This is a genomic window from Leclercia sp. Marseille-Q4284, assembly GCF_916618945.1.
GTDB lineage: Bacteria > Pseudomonadota > Gammaproteobacteria > Enterobacterales > Enterobacteriaceae > Enterobacter > Enterobacter tamurae.
The window spans coordinates 20,417-44,087 of the sequence record NZ_CAKAKG010000001.1 but is presented as its reverse complement, the minus strand read 5'-3'; the positions used below and the strand labels follow the sequence as shown (position 1 = coordinate 44,087).

Here is a 23,671-nt window from a genome sequence, read left to right as displayed (position 1 = left end):
GCCATCTCTGCCACACTTACGTATTATTTTGCCAATATTTGATACGGGAGAGTGTGGCGTGAAGATTTATCTGGTCGGTGGTGCGGTTCGTGATGCGTTGTTAGGTCTGCCGGTCAAAGATAAAGACTGGGTGGTGGTGGGAGCCACCCCTCAGGCAATGCTCGACGCGGGTTACCAGCAGGTAGGCCGCGATTTCCCTGTGTTTCTGCACCCGCAAAGCCGCCAGGAGTACGCTCTGGCGCGTACCGAACGTAAATCCGGCGTCGGTTATACCGGTTTTACCTGCCATGCCGACCCTGACGTTACCCTCGAAGAGGATTTGCAGCGTCGGGATCTGACCATCAATGCCCTCGCGCAGGATGAAAACGGCCATATCATCGATGCCTACGGCGGTCAGCAGGATCTGCAAAACCGCATCCTGCGCCATGTTTCCCCGGCTTTCTCTGAAGATCCGCTCCGCGTACTGCGCGTGGCGCGCTTTGCAGCCCGCTATGCCCATCTGAGCTTCCGCATCGCCGACGAAACCATGGCGCTGATGACGGCGATGACCGACGCGGGCGAGCTGGAACACCTCACCCCGGAGCGCGTATGGAAAGAGACGGAGAATGCGCTCACCACCCGTAATCCGCAGGTTTACTTCCAGGTGCTGCGCGACTGCGGAGCGCTCAAAGTGCTGTTCCCGGAACTGGACGCGCTGTTTGGCGTGCCAGCCCCGGCGAAGTGGCACCCGGAAATTGATACCGGCATCCACACCCTGATGACCCTGAGCATGGCGGCGATGCTCAGCCCGGAGGTGGACGTGCGCTTCGCCACCCTCTGCCACGATCTCGGCAAAGGCTTAACGCCACCCGAACTCTGGCCACGCCATCACGGCCACGGCCCGGCGGGGGTCCGACTGGTTGAACGGGTTTGCCAGCGCATGCGGGTGCCAAACGAGATCCGCGATCTGGCGAAGCTGGTCGCCGAGTTCCATGACCTGATCCACACCTTCCCGATCCTCAAACCAGCCACCATCGTGAAGCTGTTCGACAGCATTGACGCCTGGCGCAAGCCGCAGCGCGTGGAGCAGATCGCCCTGACCAGCGAAGCCGACGTGCGCGGGCGCACCGGGTTTGAAGCCAACGACTATCCGCAGGGGCGACTGTTGCGTGAAGCCTGGGAGGTGGCGAAAGCCGTGCCGACGCAAGGGGTGATCGAGGCCGGATTTAAAGGGCCAGAGATTCGGGAAGAGTTAACAAAGCGGCGGATTCAGGCAGTAGCGGACTGGAAGGAACAGCGTTGCCCTCAGCCGAAAGACTGAGGGCAGTGAATCATCAGAAGAAGACCACGTAAACCGCGGCCGCCACGATAAAGCGATAGATGGCGAACGGGATAAACGAGATGCGCTTGATCAGCTGCAGGAAGGTTTTAATGGCGATCAGCGCCACGATAAACGCAGTGATAAAGCCCACGGCAAACATCGGGATGTCGCCCACGGTCAGGAAGTGGTAGCTCTTGTAGAGATCGAGCGCGGTCGCACCCATCATCATCGGTACTGCCAGCAGGAACGAGAACTCCGAGGCCGCATAGCGGCTCACGCCCACCAGCATCCCGCCGGAAATGGTCGCTCCGGAACGGGAGAAGCCCGGCCACAGCGCCAGACACTGGAAGCAGCCAATCATAAACGCCTGGCGGTAGGTCATATCATCCAGACCCGGCGCACGTGGCTCTTTTGGCTTGAACAGCTCGGCGGCAATCAGCAGGAAACCACCCACCACCAGCGCGTACATCACGTTAATCGGGTTGAACAGCGATTTGATGGTGTCGTGCAACACCAGCCCCAGCACCACCGCCGGGATCATCCCAAGCAGAATGTGCAGCAGCGTTAAGCGCCCTTTGCCGGTGCCTTCATGGGGCGGGTGGCCAAAGTGAATACCAATCAGCCCGAACAGACGGCGCCAGAACATCACCACCACTGCCAGAATGGATCCTAACTGGATCACCACCTCAAAGGTTTTCGCCGTTTCGCCTTCGAAACCCAGCAGATGGCCAACAATAATCATATGGCCCGTACTGGAAACCGGCAGAAACTCTGTCAATCCTTCGACCACACCCAGTATTGCTGCCACCAGCAGGGAGTGCATATCGCTCATCAATAAACCCCTAAAAAGACAGAAAAAAACGGGTTACCCAGGGGGTAACCGCAGAATGAACAGCTGTAAGACTGATTTAACAGGAATTGGTTTAACGATGATACCGTTAAATATTTCCTTTCAGATTTTGGCTACGCTCAATGATAACGCCCACATTGGCCGCCCGCGCCACCGCGCCCGGCTTGCTGACTTTGATGCGTACCCACGGGGAATTAAAGCGGCTGAGCAGCAGTTCCGCCACCTCTTCCGCCACGCGTTCCACCAGCGCAAAACGCTGCCCTTCCACGTGGCTGATGACCGTTTCGCTGACGTCGGCATAGCTCAGACAGTCGTTCACATCATCGCTTTTCGCGGCGGCGACGTTATCCCAGCCCATTTCGATATCGAACACTAACTTCTGTTCGATGGTCTGTTCCCAGTCATACACCCCGATAGTGGTGATTACCGAAAGTTGCTCTATAAATACTATATCCATCACGACCTGCCTGGTTTTTGGCTAAACCGGATACCACTCCCGGCGAATTATGCGTATTATCCACAGATGCTAAGTACAAAACGATATTTTCAAAACGGAACAGCGTTATGAGTGCAATCGCGCCTGGAATGATCCTCCTTGCTTACCTTTGCGGCTCAATTTCCAGCGCCATTCTGGTCTGCCGTATCGCCGGGTTACCTGACCCACGCGAGAGTGGTTCCGGGAATCCGGGGGCGACCAATGTACTACGAATTGGCGGCAAAGGAGCAGCCGTAGCGGTTCTGATTTTTGACGTCCTGAAAGGCATGCTTCCCGTCTGGGGCGCGTATGCGCTGGGCGTTACGCCATTCTGGCTGGGGCTGATTGCTATCGCCGCCTGTCTGGGCCACATCTGGCCGGTATTCTTCCGTTTTAAAGGCGGTAAAGGCGTGGCCACCGCATTTGGTGCCATCGCCCCCATTGGCTGGGATCTCACCGGCGTGATGGCCGGCACCTGGCTGCTCAGCGTGTTGCTCAGCGGTTACTCCTCCCTTGGCGCTATCGTCAGCGCGCTGATTGCCCCGTTTTACGTCTGGTGGTTCAAACCCCAGTTCACCTTCCCGGTGTCGATGCTCTCCTGCCTGATCCTGCTGCGTCATCATGACAACATCCAGCGCCTGTGGCGTCATCAGGAGACTAAAATCTGGTCGAAGCTGAAGAGAAAGAAGAAAGAGCCGCAGTAGCGCCCTTTCGCCTTCGCCCCTTAGTTATGCCTTATAACCAAATGTGATTTAGATCGTTTTCTTGCTGTGAGTACTCTTTTTGTTCGTACAGCCAACACAACATAAGAAAATGACAGAGATCGCAGATCCAACCTCACTTGCAACGGCAGGAAACACTCCCGACGGGGAGATCAAATGGGTCCGCAACGCGGCGGATGTCACCCAACTGGTCAATGAAGGCTCACAGGGCCGGGCCAATGCGCGTATCGTCATCGGGATTGCCCTTGGCGGTATCTTTCTCGATGCCTATGACCTGGGCGCGCTGGCGTTCGGCATCAAAGATATTACCCGCGAGTTCAACCTCACCCCCGCAGGCACCGGCATGGTGGCCTCGGCCATCACCTTCGGTGCGATTGTCGGGGCGCTGATTGGCGGCTACCTGACGGATAAAATCGGGCGCTACCGGGTCTTTATGGCCGACATGGTGTTCTTCGTGGTCGCGGCCATCGCCTGTGCCTTTGCCCCGAACGAGTACGTGCTGGCCGGAGCGCGCTTTGTGATGGGTCTGGGCGTGGGGATCGACCTGCCCGTGGCGATGGCCTTCTTAAGCGAGTTCGCGAAGCTGAAGGGCCCCGGCAACAAAGCCGCCAGCGTCGCCATGTGGTGCCCTACCTGGTATGCCGCGATCAGCATTTCGTATCTGCTGGTACTCTTCTTCTATAGCGTATTGCCAGAGACGCACAGCGACTGGCTGTGGCGAATTATCCTCGGCTTCGGGGCGATCCCCGCGCTGGTGATCATTGCCATCCGCAGCCGGTATATGAGCGAATCCCCGGTGTGGGCAGCGAATCAGGGCAACCTGAAAGAGGCGGCAGCGATCCTGCGCAAGGCGTATAACATTAATGCCCACGTGCCGCAGGAGGCGCTCGATCAGCCCGCCCCGGTGGTGAACAAAGCCAGCTGGGGTAACTACCTGAATCTGTTCCGCGGGGTCTATCTGCGCCGCACTACCCTGGCCACGCTGCTGTCGATTGTCTCGTCCTTCGCCTATAACGCCGTGGCCTTTGGCCTGCCGGTGATTATCTCCAGCTTCTTTGTGCAGTCGATGCTGACCACGATTCTGATCTCACTGGCCCTGAACCTGCTGTTCGCCTTTGTCGGCGGTCTGCTGGCGGTGCGGCTGGTGCCGCGTTTTGGCGCATGGCGGATGTCACTGGGAGGTTATACCTGCCAGCTGATTGCCCTGCTGGTGCTGGCGATTATCGGTCGTCCGGAAGGTGCCGCAGAGGGGGTTACGGCGGTGGCGATGCTGGCGCTGTTCCTGTTCGGCCAGGGCTTTGGGCCGGGGGCGCATACCATGACCTTTGCTTCGCTCAGTTACCCGACCTCGCTGCGCGGTGTGGGTGTGGGGCTGAACCAGACGCTGATGCGCAGCAGCTCGACGCTGTCGCTGTTTATGTTCCCGCTGCTGGTGGCCTCGATGGATACGGCTGTTTTCTGGGTGATTGCCCTGGCACCGCTGATTGGGTTGGTTTCGCTGCTGGCGATCCGCTGGGAACCGTCCGGGTATGATATTGATGCGGAGGATTACCGGTAAGTTTCTCTTTTTAAGGAGTGGAATCGTTCCGTTCACTATCACTCCTCTGCTTTATGTATAACCCGCTGCGGTGAACGTGTTAAGGGGGCCGCCGCCGCCCCCTTAACAATCCCGGCTCCCGGCAAAGAAAATCGCCGCTTCGCGGTGCCTTCGGCTTATTCCCTTCGGCTATCGGGTCGGGCGTGATCCTACATCCATGTAGGTCACGCCCTCTCGGCGCATCCATGCGCCTCGCCCCGGCCTGCGGTCAACGCCTCAGCGATTTTCAGCCGGACTTTCGCTCCCTCAACCTTCTCTGCGGTTTGAAGGTGGCACCGGTGTTGAACCCCGCTGAAATCGGCGAACCGGAGACCGGATGACAAGGGCTGGACGCCAGGGATGGCGGCCAGAGGCGAATCGAGACAGGATGTCGAGTTGAGCCGACCGCAGGCGTCAGGTCGGGAGGTGAGCGTAGTGCGAAGCACCGATTTCTTCGCGGGGCCGCGGGGATTGCAAAGGGGGCGGCGGCAAGCCCCCTTTGCACGTTCACCGCAGATATGCGGAATGGGAGCAGAGGAATGATAGTGAACGGAAAATTCCACCGTTACCAATCCATCCATAAGTGACTCATATGACAGCCTTCATTTCCGCCAGGGCATACTAAAAAAATCCCGACGGCGAGCAGATGGATGAAGCATGTCAGCACCTCAGATGGTTGATAAAACAGTAAAAGGCTGGCAGGCATCGCTTGCTTTGCAGTTTTGTCACACCCCTGAAAAAACCCTCCTTCACTCTGCTCGTCATGTCGGCCCCCTTACCGTACAACGCCCGTTCTATCCCGAAGACGACACCTGCCACCTCTATCTGCTGCACCCGCCGGGCGGGATTGTTGGCGGGGATGAACTGACGATCGACGTCCACCTTGAGGCCCACAGCCACGCGCTGATCACCATGCCCGGTGCCAGCAAGTTCTACCGCAGCAACGGCGCGCTGGCGCGGCTGGATCAGCACTTCACCCTGGATGAGCACGCCACGCTGGAGTGGCTACCCCAGGACACCATTTTCTTCCCCGGCGCGAATGCCGCCCTGCGCTCGGTGTTTCATCTGCAGCGCAGCAGCACGCTATTGGCCTGGGAGCTGTTCTGCTTAGGCCGGCCGGTGATCGGCGAGATCTTCAGCCACGGGCAGATCGAAAGCCGCCTCGAGGTCTGGATCGACGGCGAACCGCTGCTGATCGAGCGTCAGCACCTGGCCGACGGCGATCTGACCCCCGTGGCGGAACACCCGTGGATCGGCACCCTGCTGTTTTACCCGGCCAGCGAAACGCAACTGGAGGAGGCCCGCGAGGCCCTGGCCCCGCTGGAGCATTTCGCCGGGGCAACCCTCACCGATGGCTTGCTGTCGGTGCGTTTTCTGGCCCATGACAACCTGATTTGCCAGCAGGCGATGCGCGAGATCTGGCAGCGCCTGCGCCCGCAGCTCACCGCCAAAGCCCCCTGCTCGCCCCGTATCTGGCACACCTGAGAGACGCACGATGGAACTGACCCCCAGAGAAAAAGACAAGCTGTTGCTGTTTACCGCCGCGCTGGTGGCCGAGCGCCGTCTCGCCCGCGGCGTGAAGCTCAATTACCCGGAATCGGTAGCCCTGATCAGCGCCTTCATTATGGAAGGTGCCCGCGACGGGCAGACGGTGGCGGAGCTGATGGAAGCCGGTCGCCACGTCCTGACCCGCAGCCAGGTGATGGAGGGCGTGCCGGAGATGATCCCGGACATTCAGGTGGAGGCCACCTTCCCGGACGGCTCCAAGCTGGTCACCGTTCACAATCCGATCCTGTAAGGGGGCAGCATGATCCCAGGCGAATACCAGATTAAACCCGGCCAGATCGCGATCAACGCAGGCCGTAACACCCTGAGCGTGATCGTCGAGAACCACGGCGACAGGCCGATCCAGGTCGGATCCCATTACCATTTTTACGAAGTGAATCCGGCCCTGAAGTTCGATCGTGAGCCTACCAGAGGCTTCCGGCTGAACATCGCCGCCGGTACCGCCGTGCGTTTCGAGCCCGGGCAAAAGCGGGCCGTAACGCTGGTGCAGGTGGCGGGCGCTCAGCGTATTGTCGGCTTTCGCGGCGAGGTGATGGGCGAGGTGAACCATGGCTGAGATCTCGCGCCAGGCCTATGCCGACATGTTTGGCCCCACCACCGGGGATAAAGTCCGGCTGGCCGATACCGAGCTGTGGATCGAGGTGGAACAGGATCTGACGATCTACGGTGAAGAGGTCAAATTCGGCGGCGGGAAGGTGATCCGCGACGGCATGGGTCAGGGGCAGATGACGGCGCAGGATTGCGTCGATCTGGTGCTGACCAACGCGCTGATCGTCGATCACTGGGGGATCGTTAAAGCCGATATCGGCGTGAAGGATGGACGGATCGTCGCCGTCGGCAAAGCCGGTAACCCGGACATTCAGCCCGGCGTGACCATCCCAATTGGCGCGGCCACCGAGGTGATCGCCGCCGAAGGGAAGATCGTTACCGCGGGCGGGGTCGATACCCACATCCACTGGATCTGCCCCCAGCAGGCCGAAGAGGCGCTGGTCTCTGGCGTCACCACCATGATCGGCGGCGGTACCGGCCCTGCCGCTGGCACCAATGCCACCACCTGCACGCCGGGGCCGTGGTATATCGCGCGGATGCTGCAGGCCGCCGACACCCTGCCGGTCAACATTGGCCTGCTGGGCAAGGGCAACGCCTCCAACCCGGATGCCCTGCGCGAGCAGGTTGCCGCCGGGGCGATTGGCCTGAAAATTCATGAGGACTGGGGGTCAACGCCCGCAGCTATCGACTGCTCCCTGACGGTGGCGGATGAGATGGATATCCAGGTGGCGCTGCACAGCGACACCCTCAACGAGGCCGGGTTTGTTGAAGACACGCTGGCGGCCATCGCCGGGCGCACCATCCACACCTTCCACACCGAAGGGGCGGGTGGCGGCCATGCGCCGGATATTATTACCGCCTGCGCGCACCCCAATATTCTGCCCTCCTCCACCAACCCGACCCTGCCCTATACGGTCAACACCATCGACGAGCATCTGGACATGCTGATGGTCTGCCACCATCTCGACCCGGATATCGCCGAGGACGTGGCCTTTGCCGAATCGCGCATTCGCCGGGAGACCATCGCCGCCGAAGACGTGCTGCATGACATCGGGGCCTTCTCCCTCACCTCGTCGGATTCGCAGGCGATGGGCCGGGTAGGCGAAGTGATTATCCGCACCTGGCAGGTGGCGCACCGGATGAAGGTGCAGCGCGGCCCGCTGGCGGACGAGACCGGCGAGAACGATAACCTGCGGGTGAAGCGCTATATCGCCAAGTACACCATCAACCCGGCCCTGACCCACGGCATCGCCCACGAGGTGGGGTCGATTGAGGCCGGCAAGCTGGCGGATCTGGTGGTCTGGTCCCCCGCCTTCTTTGGCGTCAAGCCGGCCACCATCGTCAAAGGCGGGATGATCGCCTGCGCGCCGATGGGCGACATTAACGCCTCGATCCCTACCCCGCAGCCGGTGCACTACCGGCCGATGTTTGGGTCGCTGGGTGCCGCCCGCCACGCCACCCGGCTGACGTTTCTCTCGCAGGCCGCCGCCGATAACGGTATTGCGCAGGAGTTGAACCTGCAGAGCGCCACCGCGGTGGTCAAAGGCTGCCGGACGGTGAAAAAGGCCGACATGATCCACAACGCCCTGCAACCGAACATTACCGTCGATGCGCAAACCTACGAGGTGCGCATTGACGGGGAACTGATCACCAGTGAGCCGGCAGAGGTCCTGCCGATGGCACAACGCTATTTTCTGTTCTGAGGAGAAATCATGATCACCTTAACCCAACGCCTCGACCATCCCCATCCCGTCACCACCCGGGTGACGCTGCCGATTGATGTCCGGGTCAAGAGCCGCGCCCGCGTGGTGCTGGACGACGGGCGCGATGCAGGCCTGATATTGCCGCGCGGCCTGCTGCTGCGGGGCGGCGACCTGCTCATCAGCGACGACGGCCGTGAGGTGGTGGAAGTTATTGCCGCCGCTGAGCCACTGTCGGTGGTGCGCTGCGCCGATCCTTTCCTGCTGGCGCGCGCCTGCTATCACCTGGGCAACCGCCACGTGCCGCTGCAAATTCTGCCCGGCGAGCTGCGTTATCACCACGATCACGTCCTCGACGAGATGCTGCACCTGTTCGACCTGGAAGTGACGTTCGCCAGGCTGCCGTTTGAACCGGAAGCAGGGGCCTACGCCAGCGAAGGTCATTCCCATTCGCACTCTCACGCTCATTCACATTAAGGATTAATCATGCGTAAGTTGTTACCTCTGCTGCTGCTGGCCTTCTCCCTGCCCGCGCTGGCCCATCCGGGACACGGCAGCGACAGTTTTCAGGCTGGCTTTTTCCATCCCCTGACCGGGCTGGATCATCTCCTGATGTTAACCGGCGCAGGCGTGCTCGCCGCCCTGAGCGGCCGCAAACTGCTGATGCCTTTTGCCACCCTCGGGATGATGCTGACCGGCGCGATCGCGGGCAGCCTGCTCGGCGGTTTTAGCGGGATGGAGATGCTGATTATCGCCTCGCTGGCGGTATGCGGCGTGATGATGTTCAAAACCGAAAACCGCCTGTTGCTGGCCGTCCCGGCGCTGGCGATGTTCCACGGCTGGGCGCACGGCGTCGAGATGGCAGGCCACAGCTTCTGGCTGTTCACCAGCGGCTTTATGCTCGCCAGCGCTGCGGTGCTGTGCGTCAGCTTTGCCGCCGGGTTGCTGCTGCGCCGCCACGACGGGCTGCGTAAAACCTTTGGCGGGGGGCTGATCGCCTCTGCGCTGCTGGCGCTGATGAGCTGATGGATCTGTCCCGCCAGCTGCGCCTGATGCAGCTCGCCAGCAGCAGCCTGCCGGTGGGATCCTATACCTGGTCCCAGGGGCTGGAGTGGGCAGCGGAAGCGGGCTGGGTCACCACCCCGGCCGCGTTCAAAGCCTGGCAATGTCAGCAGATGGAGCAGAGCTTTTTCTGCGTCGATCTGCCGTTGTTTGCCCGCCTGTATCGCGCCTGCGAGCAGCAGGATATTGCCGCCGCCTCGCGCTGGACAGCGTACCTCCTCGCCTGCCGCGAGACCCGCGAGCTGCGGGAAGAGGAGCGCAACCGCGGGGCAGCCTTCACCCGGCTGATCAAAAGCTGGGAGACGGACTGTCCACCCGACTGGCTGCCGCTGTTCTCGCAAAGCCAGCTGTGCGGCATGGCGTGGCTCGGCGTGCGCTGGGGGATCGATCTCCGCGAGATGGCGTTAAGCCTCGGCTACAGCTGGATTGAGAGCGCGGTGATGGCGGGCGTCAAACTGGTGCCCTTTGGTCAGCAGGCGGCCCAACTGTTGATCATCGATCTCTGCGATCGCTTTGCCGACGGGCTGGAGCAGGCCCTTCTGCGCCGCGATGACCAGTTGGGGGCGGCCACGCCGCTCTCGGCCATCGCCTCGGCGCGTCACGAAACCCAATATTCACGGTTATTCCGTTCCTGAGGAGTCTCTATGTCTGAGTACAAACATCCCCTGCGCGTGGGCGTCGGCGGCCCGGTGGGGTCGGGCAAAACCGCCCTATTGGAAGCCCTGTGTAAAGCGATGCGCGACCAGTATCAGCTGGCGGTGGTGACCAACGATATCTACACCAAAGAGGATCAGCGCATCCTCACCGAGGCAGGCGCCCTGGAGCCGGAGCGCATTGTCGGGGTAGAAACCGGCGGCTGTCCGCACACCGCGATCCGCGAAGATGCCTCGATGAACCTGGCGGCGGTGGAAGCGCTGAGCGAAAAGTTCGGCAATCTGGATCTGATCTTTGTCGAGAGCGGTGGGGATAACCTGAGCGCCACCTTCAGCCCCGAGCTGGCGGATCTGACGATCTACGTGATCGACGTGGCCGAAGGGGAGAAGATCCCGCGCAAAGGCGGGCCGGGGATCACCAAATCCGATTTTCTGGTGATCAACAAAACCGATCTGGCACCGTACGTGGGGGCCTCGCTGGAGGTGATGGAGCGCGACACCAACCGCATGCGCGGCGAGCGTCCCTGGACCTTTACCAACCTGAAAGCGGGCGACGGGCTGGGGACGATCATCGGCTTCCTGGAAGAGAAAGGGATGCTGAAGGTGTAAAAAAGCCTGGCATGACGCCAGGCTGTGGGCGTTATTTACAGCTGTTGCCCGCTGCGCCCTGCTGACGCCACACGCCCCAGGTGCCGCCGTTGCCCGGGGTTTCCTGGCCCGGGTTGACGTACCACTGGTTCATCCAGATTTTGCCGTCGTAAGACACTTTGGTGCATTTGGTCGGATAGGCAATCTTCGCGTTATAGGCCGGCGCATCCAGCGCCGGTGCCGCCGGTTTGCTCACTTTAATGGTCATGCTGTCCTGCGCAGTACGACCGTCCGCCCCGGTGGTGGTCAGGGTATAGGTCACTTCACCTTCGCTATTGGCCGGGATCGCCGCATAGGCATGGGCGCTGTTCAGGCTGTTAACCAGGGTGCCGTTCAGCTTCTCCTGCAGCCAGAAGGTACCGGCCCCTTTGGTCACGCTCCAGTTATACGATTTCGCATTCAGGCTCTTGCTGCCATCCAGCGGCCAGGTGCTGACGCCCGTGGCAGACGAAACCATGGTGTAATCCGCCCCGGCTACCGCCGTCGGGGCTGGCAGGGTTTCACCGCCGTTCTTCAGGGCCATAATGCGGGCAACGGCCCGCTCCATATCCGGCTGCGTCCCGATGATCGCCCCGGTGCCATTGGCGGCTGGGGTACCGGTCTCCTGCAGGATCTGGCGCATCTGCAGCGGGGTCACCGTAATACCGTGAGCTTTGGCAATCCCCGACAGGCTGGCAACCACCCCGGCGACGATTGGCGTGGACGATGAGGTTCCCCCGAAGTTATTGGTGTAGTTGGCATTGACGGTATTATTGAGGGTGCCGTAGCCGGTGGTGACGACATCGCTGCAGCCCCAGGATGAGCTGGTCACCCGCTTGCCATAGGTGCTGAAGTGAGCCCGCTGACCGGTCTTCGCACAGAAGGCCCCGGCGATAATCGCCCCGGAATCCCGCACCTGGGTATCCCATTTGCCATTGAACGCTGGCGAGTCGAGGTTGATATTGCCATTGCCCGCGGAGGTCACCACAAATACGCCTTTGTCGGTGAGCGCCTTAATGACGTTGAAATAGCTGACATCGTTTTCGATAGGGATATAGCAGGCCGAGGTACAGGTTCCGGCCACTTCTCCGCCCCAGGTCTGCATATTTAACGAGACCACATCCCCCGCGTTTAATTGAGGGATCATGTTATAGAGGTTGGTCGATGGCCAGGCGGCATAGGCGACTTTACTTTTATAGCTCAGGCCACGCACGCCGGAGCCAATATCCCGCGCCGCCAGAATGCCGACGGAAGCGGTATTATGTTGCCGTTCGGTGCAGGTCTCTTTGTTGGGCCCCTGCAGGAAAGCAATCGGCGGTAAATTCAGATGTTTATCATTCCAGCCACAGTTTTCGGACGAGACGATAGTAATGTCTTCACCCTCATTGCCCTTATAGGAATTCACACTGTCACGGTTAACGCCACCCATATAATAGCCAGCACGTTTTTCACCAGGTGATTTTAAATAATCCTGCAGGTGGCGATAATCCGGAATAGATGAGGCGGTGAGATTCCCGTTTATCGACGATTTTAATTTCGGTTTGCTTTGGGTTGTTTCCTGCTGGGTATCATCTAACGAAACGGGAATAGTTTCAGGATAAACAGATTCAACATTCTGGTTGTGTTCCAGCTCGGTAATAATTGTGTTGATGAAGTTTTTGTCCTGCCCTTTACTCTCCGGCAGGGTGACACGCAAATAACGGTCAAAACCGTAACGCGTATTTAGCTCATTCAGTTCGGCAGACTTATCCGCCTGGAACATGGGGGTGAGGACCAGGGTCGGGTCGCTCAGGGTCAGCTTGCGGGCCGCAGCGGTTGTGCCCTCGGTGCCCGGCTTCAGCGTCACGATGATCGCTGCGTAAGAGATACCTTCCTGAGCCAGCTCCGCCTGAGGCAGGGTTGCAGCGTGCGCGGAACAGGTAACGGCTGCGCAAATTAACAGTGATAAAATACATTTTTTCATTTTAGCCAACGATCCTTTATGACATTAATTAAAATCCTTCTTTTTCAGCATGAATTAAAAAAGTAAGCGGACCTATAAGAGCGCTCTTTTAAAAAATAAGAAATCTCTTGTCATTAAACGTTGGCTTAGCAGCGGCGCTATTTAAATCTGTCAAGTCCTCGCTGCGGGTAAAAATATTTATTCCTTTGCAATCCATCCGGGCGCACACAATATAAAATTACATCCTGGGCAAACTCTAATTAACGCCGCTAAAGGAAAATCCAATGACAATTAAAATGGTGATTGCGGATGAGCATACCGTGATCCGCCGGGGGATCGGCGCCATGATCGGCGATAACGCCTCTCTGGCGCTCTCATTCTGTGGCGAAGCCGCCTCAACCGGAGAGCTTCTGGCGTTGCTGGCGCACGAAACCCCCGACATTTTGTTGCTGGGCTATACGCTGCGGGATCCGCAGAACGGCATGGAGGGGCTGGCGCTGGTGAAGTGGTTAACCCGCCACTACCCGTCGCTGCAGGTGATGATGCTCTCGCCCGATACCAACCCGCTGCTGATCCGCCTCGCGCTGGAGGCAGGTGCGAAAGCCTGGCTCAGCCGTCACAGCGATGAAAAGATCCTCAGCCAGGCGTTACAGTCGGTGATCGATGGCGAAGTGTACGTCGAGCGCACCCTGATGAACGCCCTGTTTAAAGGCGGGAAAATGATGAATGAGGCGCTGTCCGTCCGGGAGACTGACGTGCTGCGTTTGATCTGTAGGGGACTGAGCCTGACGGATATCTCGCGGCGGATGCATCTGAGCATTAAAACCGTGAGCGCCCATAAAATGCGGGCGATGGACAAGCTAGGGGTGAAGAACAGTTGCCAGCTCTACTGCCTGCTAGCGAAAACCCGGATGTTTGATATCGCACTCTGACATCCGGGTCACTTTCATCAGGCGGCAGGCAGTTCTGCCAGCGGCCAGCGCGGACGGACGGAGACGCTGAGATCCGCCGTAGCACCCGGCTTCAGACGTACCATCCCGGCATAGGCGATCATCGCCCCGTTATCGGTACAGAATTCCGGACGGGCGTAGAACACCTCACCGCGACGCTTTTGCATCATTTCCGCCAGCTTCGCACGCAGGGTACGGTTGGCGCTGACGCCACCCGCCATCACCAGACGCTTAAAGCCGGTCTGATCCAGAGCGCGCTTGCACTTGATCATCAGCGTATCCACCACCGCATCTTCAAAAGCACGGGCGATATCAGCGCGGGTCTGATCGTCATCTTCATTATTACGGATGGTATTCGCCGCGAAGGTTTTCAGCCCCGAGAAGCTGAAATCCAGACCCGGACGATCCGTCATCGGACGCGGGAAGACAAAGCGCCCTTCCGTGCCCTGGGATGCCATCTTCGACAGCATCGGGCCGCCCGGGTAATCGAGACCCAGCAGCTTGGCGGTTTTATCGAAGGCTTCACCCGCCGCATCGTCAATGGACTCACCCAGCAGTTCGTATTCACCAATACCGGTGACGCTGATCAACTGGGTGTGGCCGCCGGAAACCAGCAGCGCCACAAACGGAAACGCCGGTGGATTGTCTTCCAGCATCGGCGCCAGCAGGTGCCCTTCCATATGGTGAACCGGGATTGCCGGGACATCCCACGCGAACGCCAGCGAACGACCAATAGTCGCGCCCACCAGCAGCGCCCCCACCAGCCCTGGACCGGCAGTGTAGGCTACGGCGTCGATATCTTTTGCCGTTAAGCCCGCCTCTTTCAGCGCCGCCTGAATCAGTGGCACCGTTTTACGCACATGGTCGCGGGAGGCCAGCTCCGGCACCACGCCGCCGTAGTCAGCATGTAATTTCACCTGACTATACAGTTGGTTGGCGATCAGCCCTTTTTCATCGTCGTAGATCGCGATGCCGGTTTCATCGCAGGATGTTTCAATACCCAGTACACGCATGACTTGTTTTACCTCACTCAGATACCGCGCAGTGTAGAGCCTGGGCGGGTTGATGTAAAACTTTCCTCACCCCTGGAGTTCTCTTCGTGTATACTCCTCACCCTTATAAAAGTCCCTTTCAAAAACGGCCGCGGTGCTTTACAAAGCAGCAGCAATTGCAGTAAAATTCCGCACCATTTTGAAATAAGCTGGCGTTGATGCCAGCGGCAAACCGAATTTATAAAGGTGAGAGTTACATGCCGGTAATTAAAGTACGTGAAAACGAGCCGTTCGACGTAGCACTGCGTCGCTTCAAGCGTTCATGCGAGAAAGCAGGTGTTCTGGCTGAAGTTCGTCGTCGTGAGTTCTATGAAAAACCAACGACCGAACGTAAGCGCGCTAAAGCTTCTGCTGTGAAACGTCACGCGAAGAAACTGGCTCGCGAAAACGCACGCCGTACTCGTCTGTACTAATCTTTTGAGGACGCACGTCCTCAATTGTCAGACAGAGTAATAGTCGTAAGGCCGTGCTTCCGGAAGGAATGCGCGGCTTGTTTTCGTTTATGAATCAGGACTTACACAAAATCATTCACACTGTATCAAGGCGGCAAGTGAGTGAATCCCCGGAGCTTACTTAAGTAAGTGACAGGGGTGAACGAGCGCAGCCAACGCAGAGACAGTTTGAAGGATGAAGTGTAATCGCGGGGCCTATGGCTGGACGAATTCCACGTGTATTTATTAATGATCTGCTGGCAAGAACCGACATCGTCGATCTCATCGACGCGCGGGTAAAGCTGAAGAAGCAGGGCAAAAACTACCACGCGTGCTGTCCATTCCATAACGAGAAAACCCCCTCTTTCACCGTTAACGGTGAAAAACAGTTCTACCACTGCTTCGGCTGTGGCGCGCACGGCAACGCCGTCGACTTTTTGATGAACTACGACAAGCTCGAGTTCGTTGAAACCGTCGAAGAGCTGGCAGCCATGCACAATCTTGAAGTGCCTTATGAAGCAGGCAGTGGCCCCAGCCAGATAGAGCGTCATCAACGACAAACGCTGTATCAGCTGATGGACGGCCTGAACGCATTTTACCAACAGTCTCTTAAGCAACCTGCCGCTGAGCCTGCGCGTCAATATTTGAACCAGCGCGGACTGAGCGACGATGTTATTGCGCGTTTCGCTATTGGTTACGCCCCTCCCGGTTGGGATAACGTGTTAAAGCGTTTTGGCGGCAATAGCGAAGATCGTAAATCCCTCATCGACGCGGGCATGCTGGTCACTAATGACAAGGGACGCAGCTATGACCGCTTCCGCGAGCGGGTGATGTTCCCCATTCGCGACAAGCGTGGCCGGGTAATTGGTTTTGGTGGACGCGTGCTGGGCGATGCCCTGCCGAAATACCTTAACTCCCCGGAAACGGACATTTTCCATAAGGGCCGCCAGCTGTATGGCCTGTATGAAGCCCAGCAGGATAACGCTGAACCGCAGCGCCTGTTGGTGGTCGAAGGCTATATGGATGTGGTGGCGCTGGCGCAGTTCGACATTAATTATGCCGTTGCGTCTCTGGGCACCTCCACGACCGCCGACCATATTCAGCTGCTGTTTCGGGTGACCAACACCGTGGTTTGCTGTTACGACGGCGACCGTGCCGGACGCGAAGCCGCCTGGCGCGCGCTGGAAACGGCGCTGCCTTATATGACCGACGGGCGTCAGTTACGCTTTATGTTTCTGCCCGACGGCGAAGACCCGGATACGCTGGTGCGTAAAGAGGGCAAAGCGGCATTTGAAGCGCGGATGGAGCAGGCTCAGCCGCTCTCCACGTTTCTGTTTAACAGCCTGATGCCGCAGGTCGATTTGAGTACCCCGGATGGCCGCGCCCAGCTGAGCACGCTGGCGTTACCGCTGATTACTCAGGTGCCTGGCGAAACGTTGCGCATCTATCTGCGTCAGGAGTTGGGTAAGAAACTCGGCATTCTGGATGACAGTCAGCTTGAACGTTTAATGCCAAAGCTGGCGGATAGCGGAGCGGCTCGCCCGGCGCCACAGCTAAAACGCACAACCATGCGTATACTGATAGGACTGCTGGTGCAAAACCCGGAACTGGCACCGAAAGTGCCGTCTCTGGAAGGTTTGAACCACGAAAAGCTGCCGGGACTTGGCTTATTTGCAGAACTGGTCAACACTTGTCTCTCACAGCCAGGTCTGACCACAGGGCAACTTTTAGAGCACTATCGCGGAACAAAAGCGTCCGCCACCCTTGAAAAACTGTCGATGTGGGACGATATAGCAGATAAAGATATCGCTGAAGAGACCTTCACCGACTCGCTCAACCATATGTTTGATTCGATGCTTGAACTGCGCCAGGAAGAGTTGATAGCTCGCGAGCGCACACACGGTTTAAGCAGCGAAGAACGCCGGGAGCTCTGGATGATTAACCAGGAACTGGCGAAGAAATAAAAGAATTTAACGGCTTAAGTGCCGAATATCGTTCGGGTAGATCCCGACAGCCGCACTGAGAGGCAGCGGCACAAATACAAGTACGCCCTCGCTTTAAAGGTTGGCAGCCGTATCGCCGACACCAATCAAACGAATAAGTGTGGATACCGTCTTATGGAGCAAAACCCGCAGTCACAGCTGAAACTTCTTGTCCAACGTGGTAAGGAGCAAGGCTATCTGACCTATGCCGAGGTCAATGACCATCTGCCGGAAGATATCGTCGACTCCGATCAGATCGAAGACATCATCCAAATGATCAATGACATGGGTATTCAGGTGATGGAAGAAGCCCCTGATGCCGATGATCTGTTGCTTGCTGAAAACTCAAACAACACCGACGAAGATGCAGAAGAAGCTGCTGCACAGGTTCTGTCGAGTGTTGAATCAGAAATCGGCCGCACAACGGACCCGGTGCGCATGTACATGCGTGAAATGGGTACCGTTGAGCTGTTGACCCGTGAAGGCGAAATTGACATCGCCAAACGTATCGAAGACGGGATCAACCAGGTTCAGTGCTCTGTTGCCGAATACCCTGAAGCCATCACCTATCTGCTCGAGCAGTACGATCGTGTGGAAGCGGAAGAAGCACGTCTGTCCGATCTGATCACCGGCTTTGTCGATCCGAACGCGGAAGAAGACATGGCGCCTACGGCGACGCATGTCGGCTCTGAGCTGTCTCAGGAAGAGATGGACGATGACGAAGACGAAGAAGAAGAAGAGAGCGACGACGACAGCAGCGACGATGACAACAGCATCGACCCTGAACTGGCGCGCGAGAAGTTCGGTGAGCTGCGTACACAGTATGAAGTCACCCGCGACACCATTAAAGCCAAAGGCCGTAGCCATGCTGCCGCTCAGGAAGAGATCCTGAAGCTTTCTGAAGTGTTCAAGCAGTTCCGTCTGGTGCCAAAACAGTTCGATTACCTGGTTAACAGCATGCGCGTCATGATGGACCGCGTCCGTACCCAGGAACGCATCATCATGAAAATGTGCGTTGAACAGTGCAAAATGCCGAAGAAGAACTTCATCACCCTGTTCACCGGCAACGAAACCAGCGAAACCTGGTTCAACGCGGCTATCGCGATGAACAAGCCGTGGTCTGAAAAGCTGCGTGATGTGGCTGACGACGTCCACCGTGGTCTGCAGAAGCTGCAGCAGATTGAAGAAGAGACCGGCCTGACCATTGAGCAGGTAAAAGACATTAACCGTCGCATGTCCATCGGTGAAGCGAAAGCCCGCCGTGCGAAGAAAGAGATGGTTGAAGCGAACTTGCGTCTGGTTATCTCTATCGCCAAGAAATACACCAACCGCGGCCTGCAGTTCCTGGACCTGATCCAGGAAGGTAACATCGGTCTGATGAAAGCGGTTGATAAGTTCGAATACCGTCGTGGTTACAAGTTCTCCACCTACGCAACCTGGTGGATCCGTCAGGCTATCACCCGCTCTATCGCGGATCAGGCGCGCACCATCCGTATTCCGGTGCATATGATTGAGACCATCAACAAGCTCAACCGTATTTCCCGCCAGATGCTGCAAGAGATGGGCCGCGAGCCGACGCCAGAAGAGCTGGCCGAGCGCATGCTGATGCCGGAAGACAAGATCCGTAAAGTGCTGAAGATCGCCAAAGAGCCAATCTCCATGGAAACACCAATCGGTGATGATGAAGATTCGCATCTGGGTGATTTCATCGAGGATACCACCCTCGAGCTGCCGCTGGACTCTGCGACCACCGAGAGCCTGCGTGCCGCCACGCACGACGTGCTGGCTGGCCTGACCGCCCGTGAAGCAAAAGTCCTGCGTATGCGTTTCGGTATCGATATGAACACCGACCACACGCTGGAAGAAGTGGGTAAACAGTTCGACGTTACCCGCGAACGTATCCGTCAGATCGAAGCGAAGGCGCTGCGTAAACTGCGCCACCCGAGCCGCTCTGAAGTGCTGCGTAGCTTCCTGGACGACTAACCCAGGTAAACAGCAAAAAGCTCCCAATCGGGAGCTTTTTTTGTTTATTCCCTCTCCCTGTGGGAGAGGGTCAGGGTGAGGGCATCAGGCCGCACCGTATTTAAAGCCCTCGCGTCACCAGCGCCTCATCCAGCTCCCGATACGCCTCCACCAGCTTCTCCACCGTCGCCCTGTTAAGCCCGCTCGGATTAGGCAACACCCACACCTGGGTCGCGCCGATGGTAATGCTCTGCTTTCCCCACTGCACGCCCCGCTGGCTGAACGCCTGCTCATACGCCTGCTTGCCGAGGATCGCCAGCGCCGCCGGCTGATAGTCCTCAATCTTCTTAATCAGTTCCCGCCCGCCGCTGCGCAGCTCATGCAGGTTCACCTCGCTCGCCTGCACCGTAGGACGTTCCACCAGCATGGTGATGCCGCAGCGGGTATCCAGCAGCTGTTGCTCCTCTTCCGGCTTGAGTAACTTCTCGGTAAACCCGGCCTGGTAGATCACCTTCCAGAAGCGATTTCCCGGATGGGCAAAGTGAAAACCGGTATGGGCAGAGGACTTGCCCGGATTGATGCCGCAGAACACCACCCTCAGGCCTGGCGCAAGGATGTCGTTGATCATGATTACTCCCGCTTAATGGTTCAGGCTCTAAGTATAAGAGATTGAAAATGGGTTGTTTATAAAAACAGCAGGCAGGTGGGTATGTCTGGATTGCAGCGAGGAGTTACTTTATAATCCTCCGCCACGGCCCCTTAGCTCAGTGGTTAGAGCAGGCGACTCATAATCGCTTGGTCGCTGGTTCAAGTCCAGCAGGGGCCACCAGATAAAAAAAGGCGTCAGATAAGAAATTATCTGACGCCTTTTTCGTTCAGCCTTTGTTCAGGCAATATTAGTGTGTCCGGTACGGCTCCCTTACATAATCCCGCAGGATATACACCATGTCATGCAGCAGTCCCGCCAGATCCTCCGCCACCTTACCCGGCAGCTTATTCGCCAGTAACGCCTGATTCAGCGAGCGCAAATATCCCACCATCAGATACGTGTCCTGCCAGCAGTCTGGCATGACGGATTCGGGCGGCTCGTCAACCGTAAGCTGCGCCACCAGCTCCGGGGGTAAATCTTCATCGCACAGGTGCGCCAGACGAGCGAGCACATGAGATACCCGTCCGCAAAGCGCAAGACGCACAGACAGATCTTTTGTTTCCAGTAAGACATTCACATAGGCCGTGCACAGGTCCGTTACCTCAAACAGGTCAGCGGTGGCGGGGAGCGGCGCGGTGAGCAGATGATGAATAACGCTTTCGTCAAATTCGGGATAAGACAGGGTTGGGATCGTAGCCATAAGGCATCCTCCTTGTACAAAGAATGAGATCACCGCCAGAGTTCCTACGCTCGGGGGGTGACGCTGACGGAGGTAGGAATGCCGACGTACAAGGGGATCGGCCAGCCTTTCGGCTGCTCCGCCAGCGCCACCGTAATCTTATCGGTATACGCGCTGGCAGGACACCAGAAAGTGAATCTGGGTCACCTTATACTGAATCGGGTTCCTACGCCCGGTTGCAGTTTCTTCTGCAACGCCCTCACCCTACTCCTCTCTCCATCCCGCCAAAAGCAAAATCCCAACCTCGTTTTCATCTCTGCGAGCCGCCTTCCAGAATCCCACTCTCAACGCCCCCAGCAAAAACGAATCGTCATTTTTTGTAAAATGAAATGGCGTTTTAGATATGTTCATCACAATTTACTTCCCGGAAATCGTTAAGATATCAGACCAGATAAACAGTAAGGTTTTTGTGTGGATAACTAACCGGTGTGAGAAACGAGGAGCATGCATTAGCGCTTTTATTTAAAACCAACACACGGATTTAACATTTTATTTTACAGCGCCAGAAAATAACTATCGGGATAACTCTCGGGGATGCGTTCGGCCTGAAAATTTTAACTGACTATTTTGATACTCTCTTAAATACGGAAAACTATCGTGGATTACATTATTAAAATACTTGGCACACCCGCGATTATTGTCGCGTTTATTGCTTTTTTAGGTCTGGCGTTACAAAGAAGCAGCCTCACCGATATTATTAAAGGCACCCTTCTTGCCTTTATTGGTTTTGTCTTAATTAAAACCGGCGGGAGTATTCTCGGCGGCGTCTTAACCATGTTCAGCGACATATTTACCAATGCATTTGGTCTGCGCGGGGTGGTGCCCAGCAACGAAGCGATTATGGCGCTGACCATTGATACGCTGGGCCGACCGGCGGCGTTCATCCTGTTCTTCGCGATGATCATTAACGTGCTGCTGGCCCGCTACACCCGCTTTAAATCCATTTATCTGTCACTGCACCTGATCGTCTTTATGGCCTTCTCGGTGACCGCCGCGCTGGTGGGATTAGGTTACAGCGAGCAGTTCGCCATTATTTTCGGCTCGCTGGTGATCGGCACCTATATGGCAGTGTTCCCGACGATCCTGTCGCGCTTCAGCCGTAAAATTATCGGCCACAACGATTACTGCATCGCCCACGCCGCGTCCAGCTCCTATATTATCGGCTCGTATCTCGGGAAATGGTTTGGTGATACCTCGGTCAACGTTGAAGAGGTCAAAGTCAGCGGTAAATTCAGTTTCCTGAAAAACCCGGACGTAGCGACCTTTGTGACCATGTTCTTCCTGCTGGGCATCTCCTCCATCTTTGCGGAAGAGGCTTTCCTCAACAATGTACTGGCGAATAAACCTTATTTTGTCTGGCTGCTGGAAAAATCTGCGACCTTCGCAGGCGGGTTATATATCGCCAAGAAAGGCGTGGTGATGTTCACCGAAGAGATCGTGCCTGCCTTCAAAGGTTTCTCTCAGGTGGTGGCGCCAGGTTCTGTTCCGGCCGTGGATCCGATGGTGCTGTTCGACAAATCCCCGAACGCGGTACTGGTGGGCTTCCTGGTCAGCTTTGTGGCGGAGCTGTGCTGCGTGGCGATCTTCCCGTTCATCGGTCTGCCGATCATTATCCCGGGCATTATGGCGAGCTTTATTACCGGCGGTAGTGCGGCGATCTTTGGTAACGCAACCGGTGGGTTCCGTGGGGCGGTACTGGCGAGTTTCGTGAATGGTCTGCTGCTGTGCTTCCTGCCAGCGCTGGTCCTGCCGCTGTTTAACCATCTGGGCGTGAGTGCGGTGACCTTTGCCGATCCGGACTTCACTTTCCTGTCCGCCATCATCAAATACACCTTCGGCTTAGGCCATTAATCCTCTCACCGGCCCGTTCCCGGGCCGGTTTTTCCTGCCTTTATTTCGCTAACGACACCAGCATCTTCAGACTCGCAGAATAGTAATCTTCCTGCGTCGTGATCTGCGGATCGCCCGCCGGAAGTTGCCCCAGCGCCAAATCACGCACCGCCAGCAACCCGCCCGCCATCATATATGGCGCCGGATCGCCGGTGGTGACATTCACCCAGGCAGGCGTCTGGGTACGGGCAAACCGTCCCCAGTACGCGGTATAAGGCGCCATCAGCGGGCTGGAGGCATTCGCCCACTTGATATACAGCGGGACGCGGATCGCATCGTAGCTAAAGCGCGCCGGCCACTCTTTGGCCGGGGTCACGCGACCGTCGGCGTACAATGAAACCCAGTCTGCGGGAAGCTGGGTATTGCCGAAGCGCATCTTCACCAGCAGCTTCTGTCCGTCATTAATCAGGTCACGCCACACCGTCAGATGACTGCGCTTCGCGAAATCCTCCCACGCCGGGAAGATAAAATAGGACGGGTTGAGATTCACGTAGCTGTTGAGGTTAAAGCCCTTCGCGCCAGGCAGCATCACGCGGTAACCGGCAAAGCTGATCACGTTGCGGGCCAGCAGCGATTTGGTGATGGCGTCCGAGGCGTTCAGATAGCTGTTGTCATTCCACTGGGTACCCGCTTTTAACAGCGCCCAGGCGATAAAGGTATCGCCGTCGGTGGCATTGTTTCTGTCGGCGATCGGGTCCGGTGCCACCGGGTTATAACGCCAGTAGAACAGTCCGGTCTCGGGATTTTGCAGATTCTTTTTCGTCCAGTTCCAGATTTTGTCAAAACCGGCGCGATCGTTGTTACGCACCGCCATCATCATGGCGAAGCCCTGCCCTTCAGTGTGGCTCACACTGTTGTTGCCGGTATCAATGATGCGACCATCCGCCATCAAAAATCGTGCTTTGTAGCTGTCCCAGGCGGGGCCGGCAAAGGCCTGATGACTTAACAACAGTCCCAGCACCAGAACCAGGGTTTTACTTCGCTGCCACATGGC

The 23,671-nt window shown here is 57.5% G+C and carries 23 protein-coding genes and 1 tRNA gene; 17 read left to right on the top strand and 7 right to left on the bottom strand.

The annotated features are described in order from the left end of the window. Positions 1-58: 58 nt before the first annotated feature. Positions 59-1,300 carry a multifunctional CCA addition/repair protein gene (locus LG383_RS00225; RefSeq protein WP_225758058.1) on the top strand — a complete coding sequence of 414 codons (1,242 nt, stop codon included), beginning with the start codon at positions 59-61 and terminating at the stop codon, positions 1,298-1,300. Between the two features lie 13 nt (positions 1,301-1,313). On the opposite strand, the gene bacA is transcribed toward LG383_RS00225, so the two are convergent. Then, a complete protein-coding gene (bacA, locus tag LG383_RS00220) occupies positions 1,314-2,132 on the bottom strand; it encodes an undecaprenyl-diphosphate phosphatase (RefSeq protein WP_106995852.1) in 819 nt (272 codons plus the stop codon). A 106-nt stretch (positions 2,133-2,238) separates the two neighbouring features. Beyond that, complete coding sequence (gene folB / locus LG383_RS00215) at positions 2,239-2,607, bottom strand: bifunctional dihydroneopterin aldolase/7,8-dihydroneopterin epimerase (protein ID WP_106995853.1); 369 nt, start codon at positions 2,605-2,607, stop codon at positions 2,239-2,241. 107 nt (positions 2,608-2,714) lie between these two features. On the opposite strand from folB, the gene plsY reads away from it, so the two are divergent. The 10 genes from plsY to ureG all read left to right on the top strand — a co-directional run bounded on the left by plsY (position 2,715) and on the right by ureG (position 11,062). Further along, positions 2,715-3,329 (top strand): glycerol-3-phosphate 1-O-acyltransferase PlsY, encoded by a 615-nt coding sequence (gene plsY, locus LG383_RS00210; RefSeq protein WP_106995854.1) that lies wholly within the window; start codon positions 2,715-2,717, stop codon positions 3,327-3,329. Between the two features lie 109 nt (positions 3,330-3,438). Then, on the top strand, positions 3,439-4,905 hold the full coding sequence (locus LG383_RS00205) for an MFS transporter (protein ID WP_225758057.1): 1,467 nt from the start codon (positions 3,439-3,441) through the stop codon (positions 4,903-4,905). 690 nt (positions 4,906-5,595) lie between these two features. Next, positions 5,596-6,408 (top strand): urease accessory protein UreD, encoded by an 813-nt coding sequence (locus LG383_RS00200; RefSeq protein WP_370635153.1) that lies wholly within the window; start codon positions 5,596-5,598, stop codon positions 6,406-6,408. A 10-nt stretch (positions 6,409-6,418) separates the two neighbouring features. Further along, entirely contained in the window at positions 6,419-6,721 is a 303-nt protein-coding gene (locus LG383_RS00195) for an urease subunit gamma (protein ID WP_103822891.1), read from the top strand. Positions 6,722-6,730: 9 nt separating this feature from the next. After that, positions 6,731-7,045: an urease subunit beta gene (locus tag LG383_RS00190; protein ID WP_225758055.1), complete on the top strand. Its 315-nt coding sequence runs from the start codon at positions 6,731-6,733 to the stop codon at positions 7,043-7,045. Next, a complete protein-coding gene (gene ureC / locus LG383_RS00185) occupies positions 7,038-8,741 on the top strand; it encodes an urease subunit alpha (protein WP_225758054.1) in 1,704 nt (567 codons plus the stop codon). The genes LG383_RS00190 and ureC overlap by 8 nt, the downstream gene beginning before the upstream one ends. A 9-nt stretch (positions 8,742-8,750) precedes the next feature. Beyond that, positions 8,751-9,215 (top strand): urease accessory protein UreE, encoded by a 465-nt coding sequence (gene ureE, locus LG383_RS00180; protein ID WP_225758053.1) that lies wholly within the window; start codon positions 8,751-8,753, stop codon positions 9,213-9,215. A gap of 9 nt (positions 9,216-9,224) precedes the next feature. After that, complete coding sequence (locus LG383_RS00175) at positions 9,225-9,764, top strand: HupE/UreJ family protein (RefSeq protein ID WP_225758052.1); 540 nt, start codon at positions 9,225-9,227, stop codon at positions 9,762-9,764. Next, the gene (locus LG383_RS00170) at positions 9,764-10,435 is read left to right on the top strand and encodes an urease accessory protein UreF (RefSeq protein ID WP_225758051.1); all 672 of its coding nucleotides are present in this window, start codon (positions 9,764-9,766) and stop codon (positions 10,433-10,435) included. Before LG383_RS00175 ends, LG383_RS00170 begins: the two co-directional genes overlap by 1 nt. A gap of 9 nt (positions 10,436-10,444) precedes the next feature. After that, positions 10,445-11,062, top strand: a complete 618-nt coding sequence (gene ureG / locus LG383_RS00165) for an urease accessory protein UreG (RefSeq protein ID WP_106995862.1) — start codon at positions 10,445-10,447, stop codon at positions 11,060-11,062. Positions 11,063-11,093: 31 nt separating this feature from the next. On the opposite strand, the gene LG383_RS00160 is transcribed toward ureG, so the two are convergent. Then, on the bottom strand, positions 11,094-13,043 hold the full coding sequence (locus tag LG383_RS00160; RefSeq protein ID WP_225758050.1) for a S8 family serine peptidase: 1,950 nt from the start codon (positions 13,041-13,043) through the stop codon (positions 11,094-11,096). A 263-nt stretch (positions 13,044-13,306) separates the two neighbouring features. Here LG383_RS00160 and LG383_RS00155 point away from each other — a divergent pair, with 263 nt between their 5' ends. Continuing rightward, complete coding sequence (locus LG383_RS00155; protein WP_225758049.1) at positions 13,307-13,954, top strand: response regulator transcription factor; 648 nt, start codon at positions 13,307-13,309, stop codon at positions 13,952-13,954. 17 nt (positions 13,955-13,971) lie between these two features. Here the strand turns inward: LG383_RS00155 and tsaD are convergent, their stop codons facing one another. Then, positions 13,972-14,985, bottom strand: a complete 1,014-nt coding sequence (gene tsaD, locus LG383_RS00150; protein ID WP_225758048.1) for a tRNA (adenosine(37)-N6)-threonylcarbamoyltransferase complex transferase subunit TsaD — start codon at positions 14,983-14,985, stop codon at positions 13,972-13,974. A gap of 236 nt (positions 14,986-15,221) precedes the next feature. Here tsaD and rpsU point away from each other — a divergent pair, with 236 nt between their 5' ends. The 3 genes from rpsU to rpoD all read left to right on the top strand — a co-directional run bounded on the left by rpsU (position 15,222) and on the right by rpoD (position 19,420). Next, a complete protein-coding gene (rpsU, locus tag LG383_RS00145; protein ID WP_001144069.1) occupies positions 15,222-15,437 on the top strand; it encodes a 30S ribosomal protein S21 in 216 nt (71 codons plus the stop codon). 236 nt (positions 15,438-15,673) lie between these two features. Continuing rightward, positions 15,674-17,419, top strand: coding sequence for a DNA primase (gene dnaG, locus LG383_RS00140; RefSeq protein WP_370635108.1), 1,746 nt, complete (start codon positions 15,674-15,676; stop codon positions 17,417-17,419). Between the two features lie 111 nt (positions 17,420-17,530). Next, the gene (rpoD, locus tag LG383_RS00135) at positions 17,531-19,420 is read left to right on the top strand and encodes an RNA polymerase sigma factor RpoD (RefSeq protein ID WP_225759489.1); all 1,890 of its coding nucleotides are present in this window, start codon (positions 17,531-17,533) and stop codon (positions 19,418-19,420) included. 100 nt (positions 19,421-19,520) lie between these two features. Here the strand turns inward: rpoD and mug are convergent, their stop codons facing one another. After that, positions 19,521-20,027, bottom strand: a complete 507-nt coding sequence (mug, locus tag LG383_RS00130; protein ID WP_225758047.1) for a G/U mismatch-specific DNA glycosylase — start codon at positions 20,025-20,027, stop codon at positions 19,521-19,523. A gap of 125 nt (positions 20,028-20,152) precedes the next feature. Here mug and LG383_RS00125 point away from each other — a divergent pair. Beyond that, a tRNA-Ile gene (locus LG383_RS00125) sits at positions 20,153-20,228 on the top strand. Positions 20,229-20,295: 67 nt separating this feature from the next. Here LG383_RS00125 and LG383_RS00120 read toward each other — a convergent pair. Then, entirely contained in the window at positions 20,296-20,748 is a 453-nt protein-coding gene (locus LG383_RS00120) for a hypothetical protein (RefSeq protein ID WP_225758046.1), read from the bottom strand. Between the two features lie 636 nt (positions 20,749-21,384). On the opposite strand from LG383_RS00120, the gene LG383_RS00115 reads away from it, so the two are divergent. Next, a complete protein-coding gene (locus tag LG383_RS00115; RefSeq protein WP_106995871.1) occupies positions 21,385-22,638 on the top strand; it encodes a PTS ascorbate transporter subunit IIC in 1,254 nt (417 codons plus the stop codon). Between the two features lie 40 nt (positions 22,639-22,678). On the opposite strand, the gene LG383_RS00110 is transcribed toward LG383_RS00115, so the two are convergent. Next, positions 22,679-23,668 carry a glycosyl hydrolase family 8 gene (locus LG383_RS00110; protein ID WP_106995872.1) on the bottom strand — a complete coding sequence of 330 codons (990 nt, stop codon included), beginning with the start codon at positions 23,666-23,668 and terminating at the stop codon, positions 22,679-22,681. Positions 23,669-23,671: the final 3 nt, after the last annotated feature.

Coding starts and splice junctions, on each gene's coding strand:
- bacA (WP_106995852.1), bottom strand. CDS start 2,132: ATGAGCGATATGCACTCCCTGCTGGTGGCAGCAATACTGGGTGTGGTC.
- folB (WP_106995853.1), bottom strand. CDS start 2,607: ATGGATATAGTATTTATAGAGCAACTTTCGGTAATCACCACTATCGGG.
- plsY (WP_106995854.1), top strand. CDS start 2,715: ATGAGTGCAATCGCGCCTGGAATGATCCTCCTTGCTTACCTTTGCGGC.
- LG383_RS00205 (WP_225758057.1), top strand. CDS start 3,439: ATGACAGAGATCGCAGATCCAACCTCACTTGCAACGGCAGGAAACACT.
- LG383_RS00200 (WP_370635153.1), top strand. CDS start 5,596: ATGGTTGATAAAACAGTAAAAGGCTGGCAGGCATCGCTTGCTTTGCAG.
- LG383_RS00195 (WP_103822891.1), top strand. CDS start 6,419: ATGGAACTGACCCCCAGAGAAAAAGACAAGCTGTTGCTGTTTACCGCC.
- LG383_RS00190 (WP_225758055.1), top strand. CDS start 6,731: ATGATCCCAGGCGAATACCAGATTAAACCCGGCCAGATCGCGATCAAC.
- ureC (WP_225758054.1), top strand. CDS start 7,038: ATGGCTGAGATCTCGCGCCAGGCCTATGCCGACATGTTTGGCCCCACC.
- ureE (WP_225758053.1), top strand. CDS start 8,751: ATGATCACCTTAACCCAACGCCTCGACCATCCCCATCCCGTCACCACC.
- LG383_RS00175 (WP_225758052.1), top strand. CDS start 9,225: ATGCGTAAGTTGTTACCTCTGCTGCTGCTGGCCTTCTCCCTGCCCGCG.
- LG383_RS00170 (WP_225758051.1), top strand. CDS start 9,764: ATGGATCTGTCCCGCCAGCTGCGCCTGATGCAGCTCGCCAGCAGCAGC.
- ureG (WP_106995862.1), top strand. CDS start 10,445: ATGTCTGAGTACAAACATCCCCTGCGCGTGGGCGTCGGCGGCCCGGTG.
- LG383_RS00160 (WP_225758050.1), bottom strand. CDS start 13,043: ATGAAAAAATGTATTTTATCACTGTTAATTTGCGCAGCCGTTACCTGT.
- LG383_RS00155 (WP_225758049.1), top strand. CDS start 13,307: ATGACAATTAAAATGGTGATTGCGGATGAGCATACCGTGATCCGCCGG.
- tsaD (WP_225758048.1), bottom strand. CDS start 14,985: ATGCGTGTACTGGGTATTGAAACATCCTGCGATGAAACCGGCATCGCG.
- rpsU (WP_001144069.1), top strand. CDS start 15,222: ATGCCGGTAATTAAAGTACGTGAAAACGAGCCGTTCGACGTAGCACTG.
- dnaG (WP_370635108.1), top strand. CDS start 15,674: ATGGCTGGACGAATTCCACGTGTATTTATTAATGATCTGCTGGCAAGA.
- mug (WP_225758047.1), bottom strand. CDS start 20,027: ATGATCAACGACATCCTTGCGCCAGGCCTGAGGGTGGTGTTCTGCGGC.
- LG383_RS00120 (WP_225758046.1), bottom strand. CDS start 20,748: ATGGCTACGATCCCAACCCTGTCTTATCCCGAATTTGACGAAAGCGTT.
- LG383_RS00110 (WP_106995872.1), bottom strand. CDS start 23,668: ATGTGGCAGCGAAGTAAAACCCTGGTTCTGGTGCTGGGACTGTTGTTA.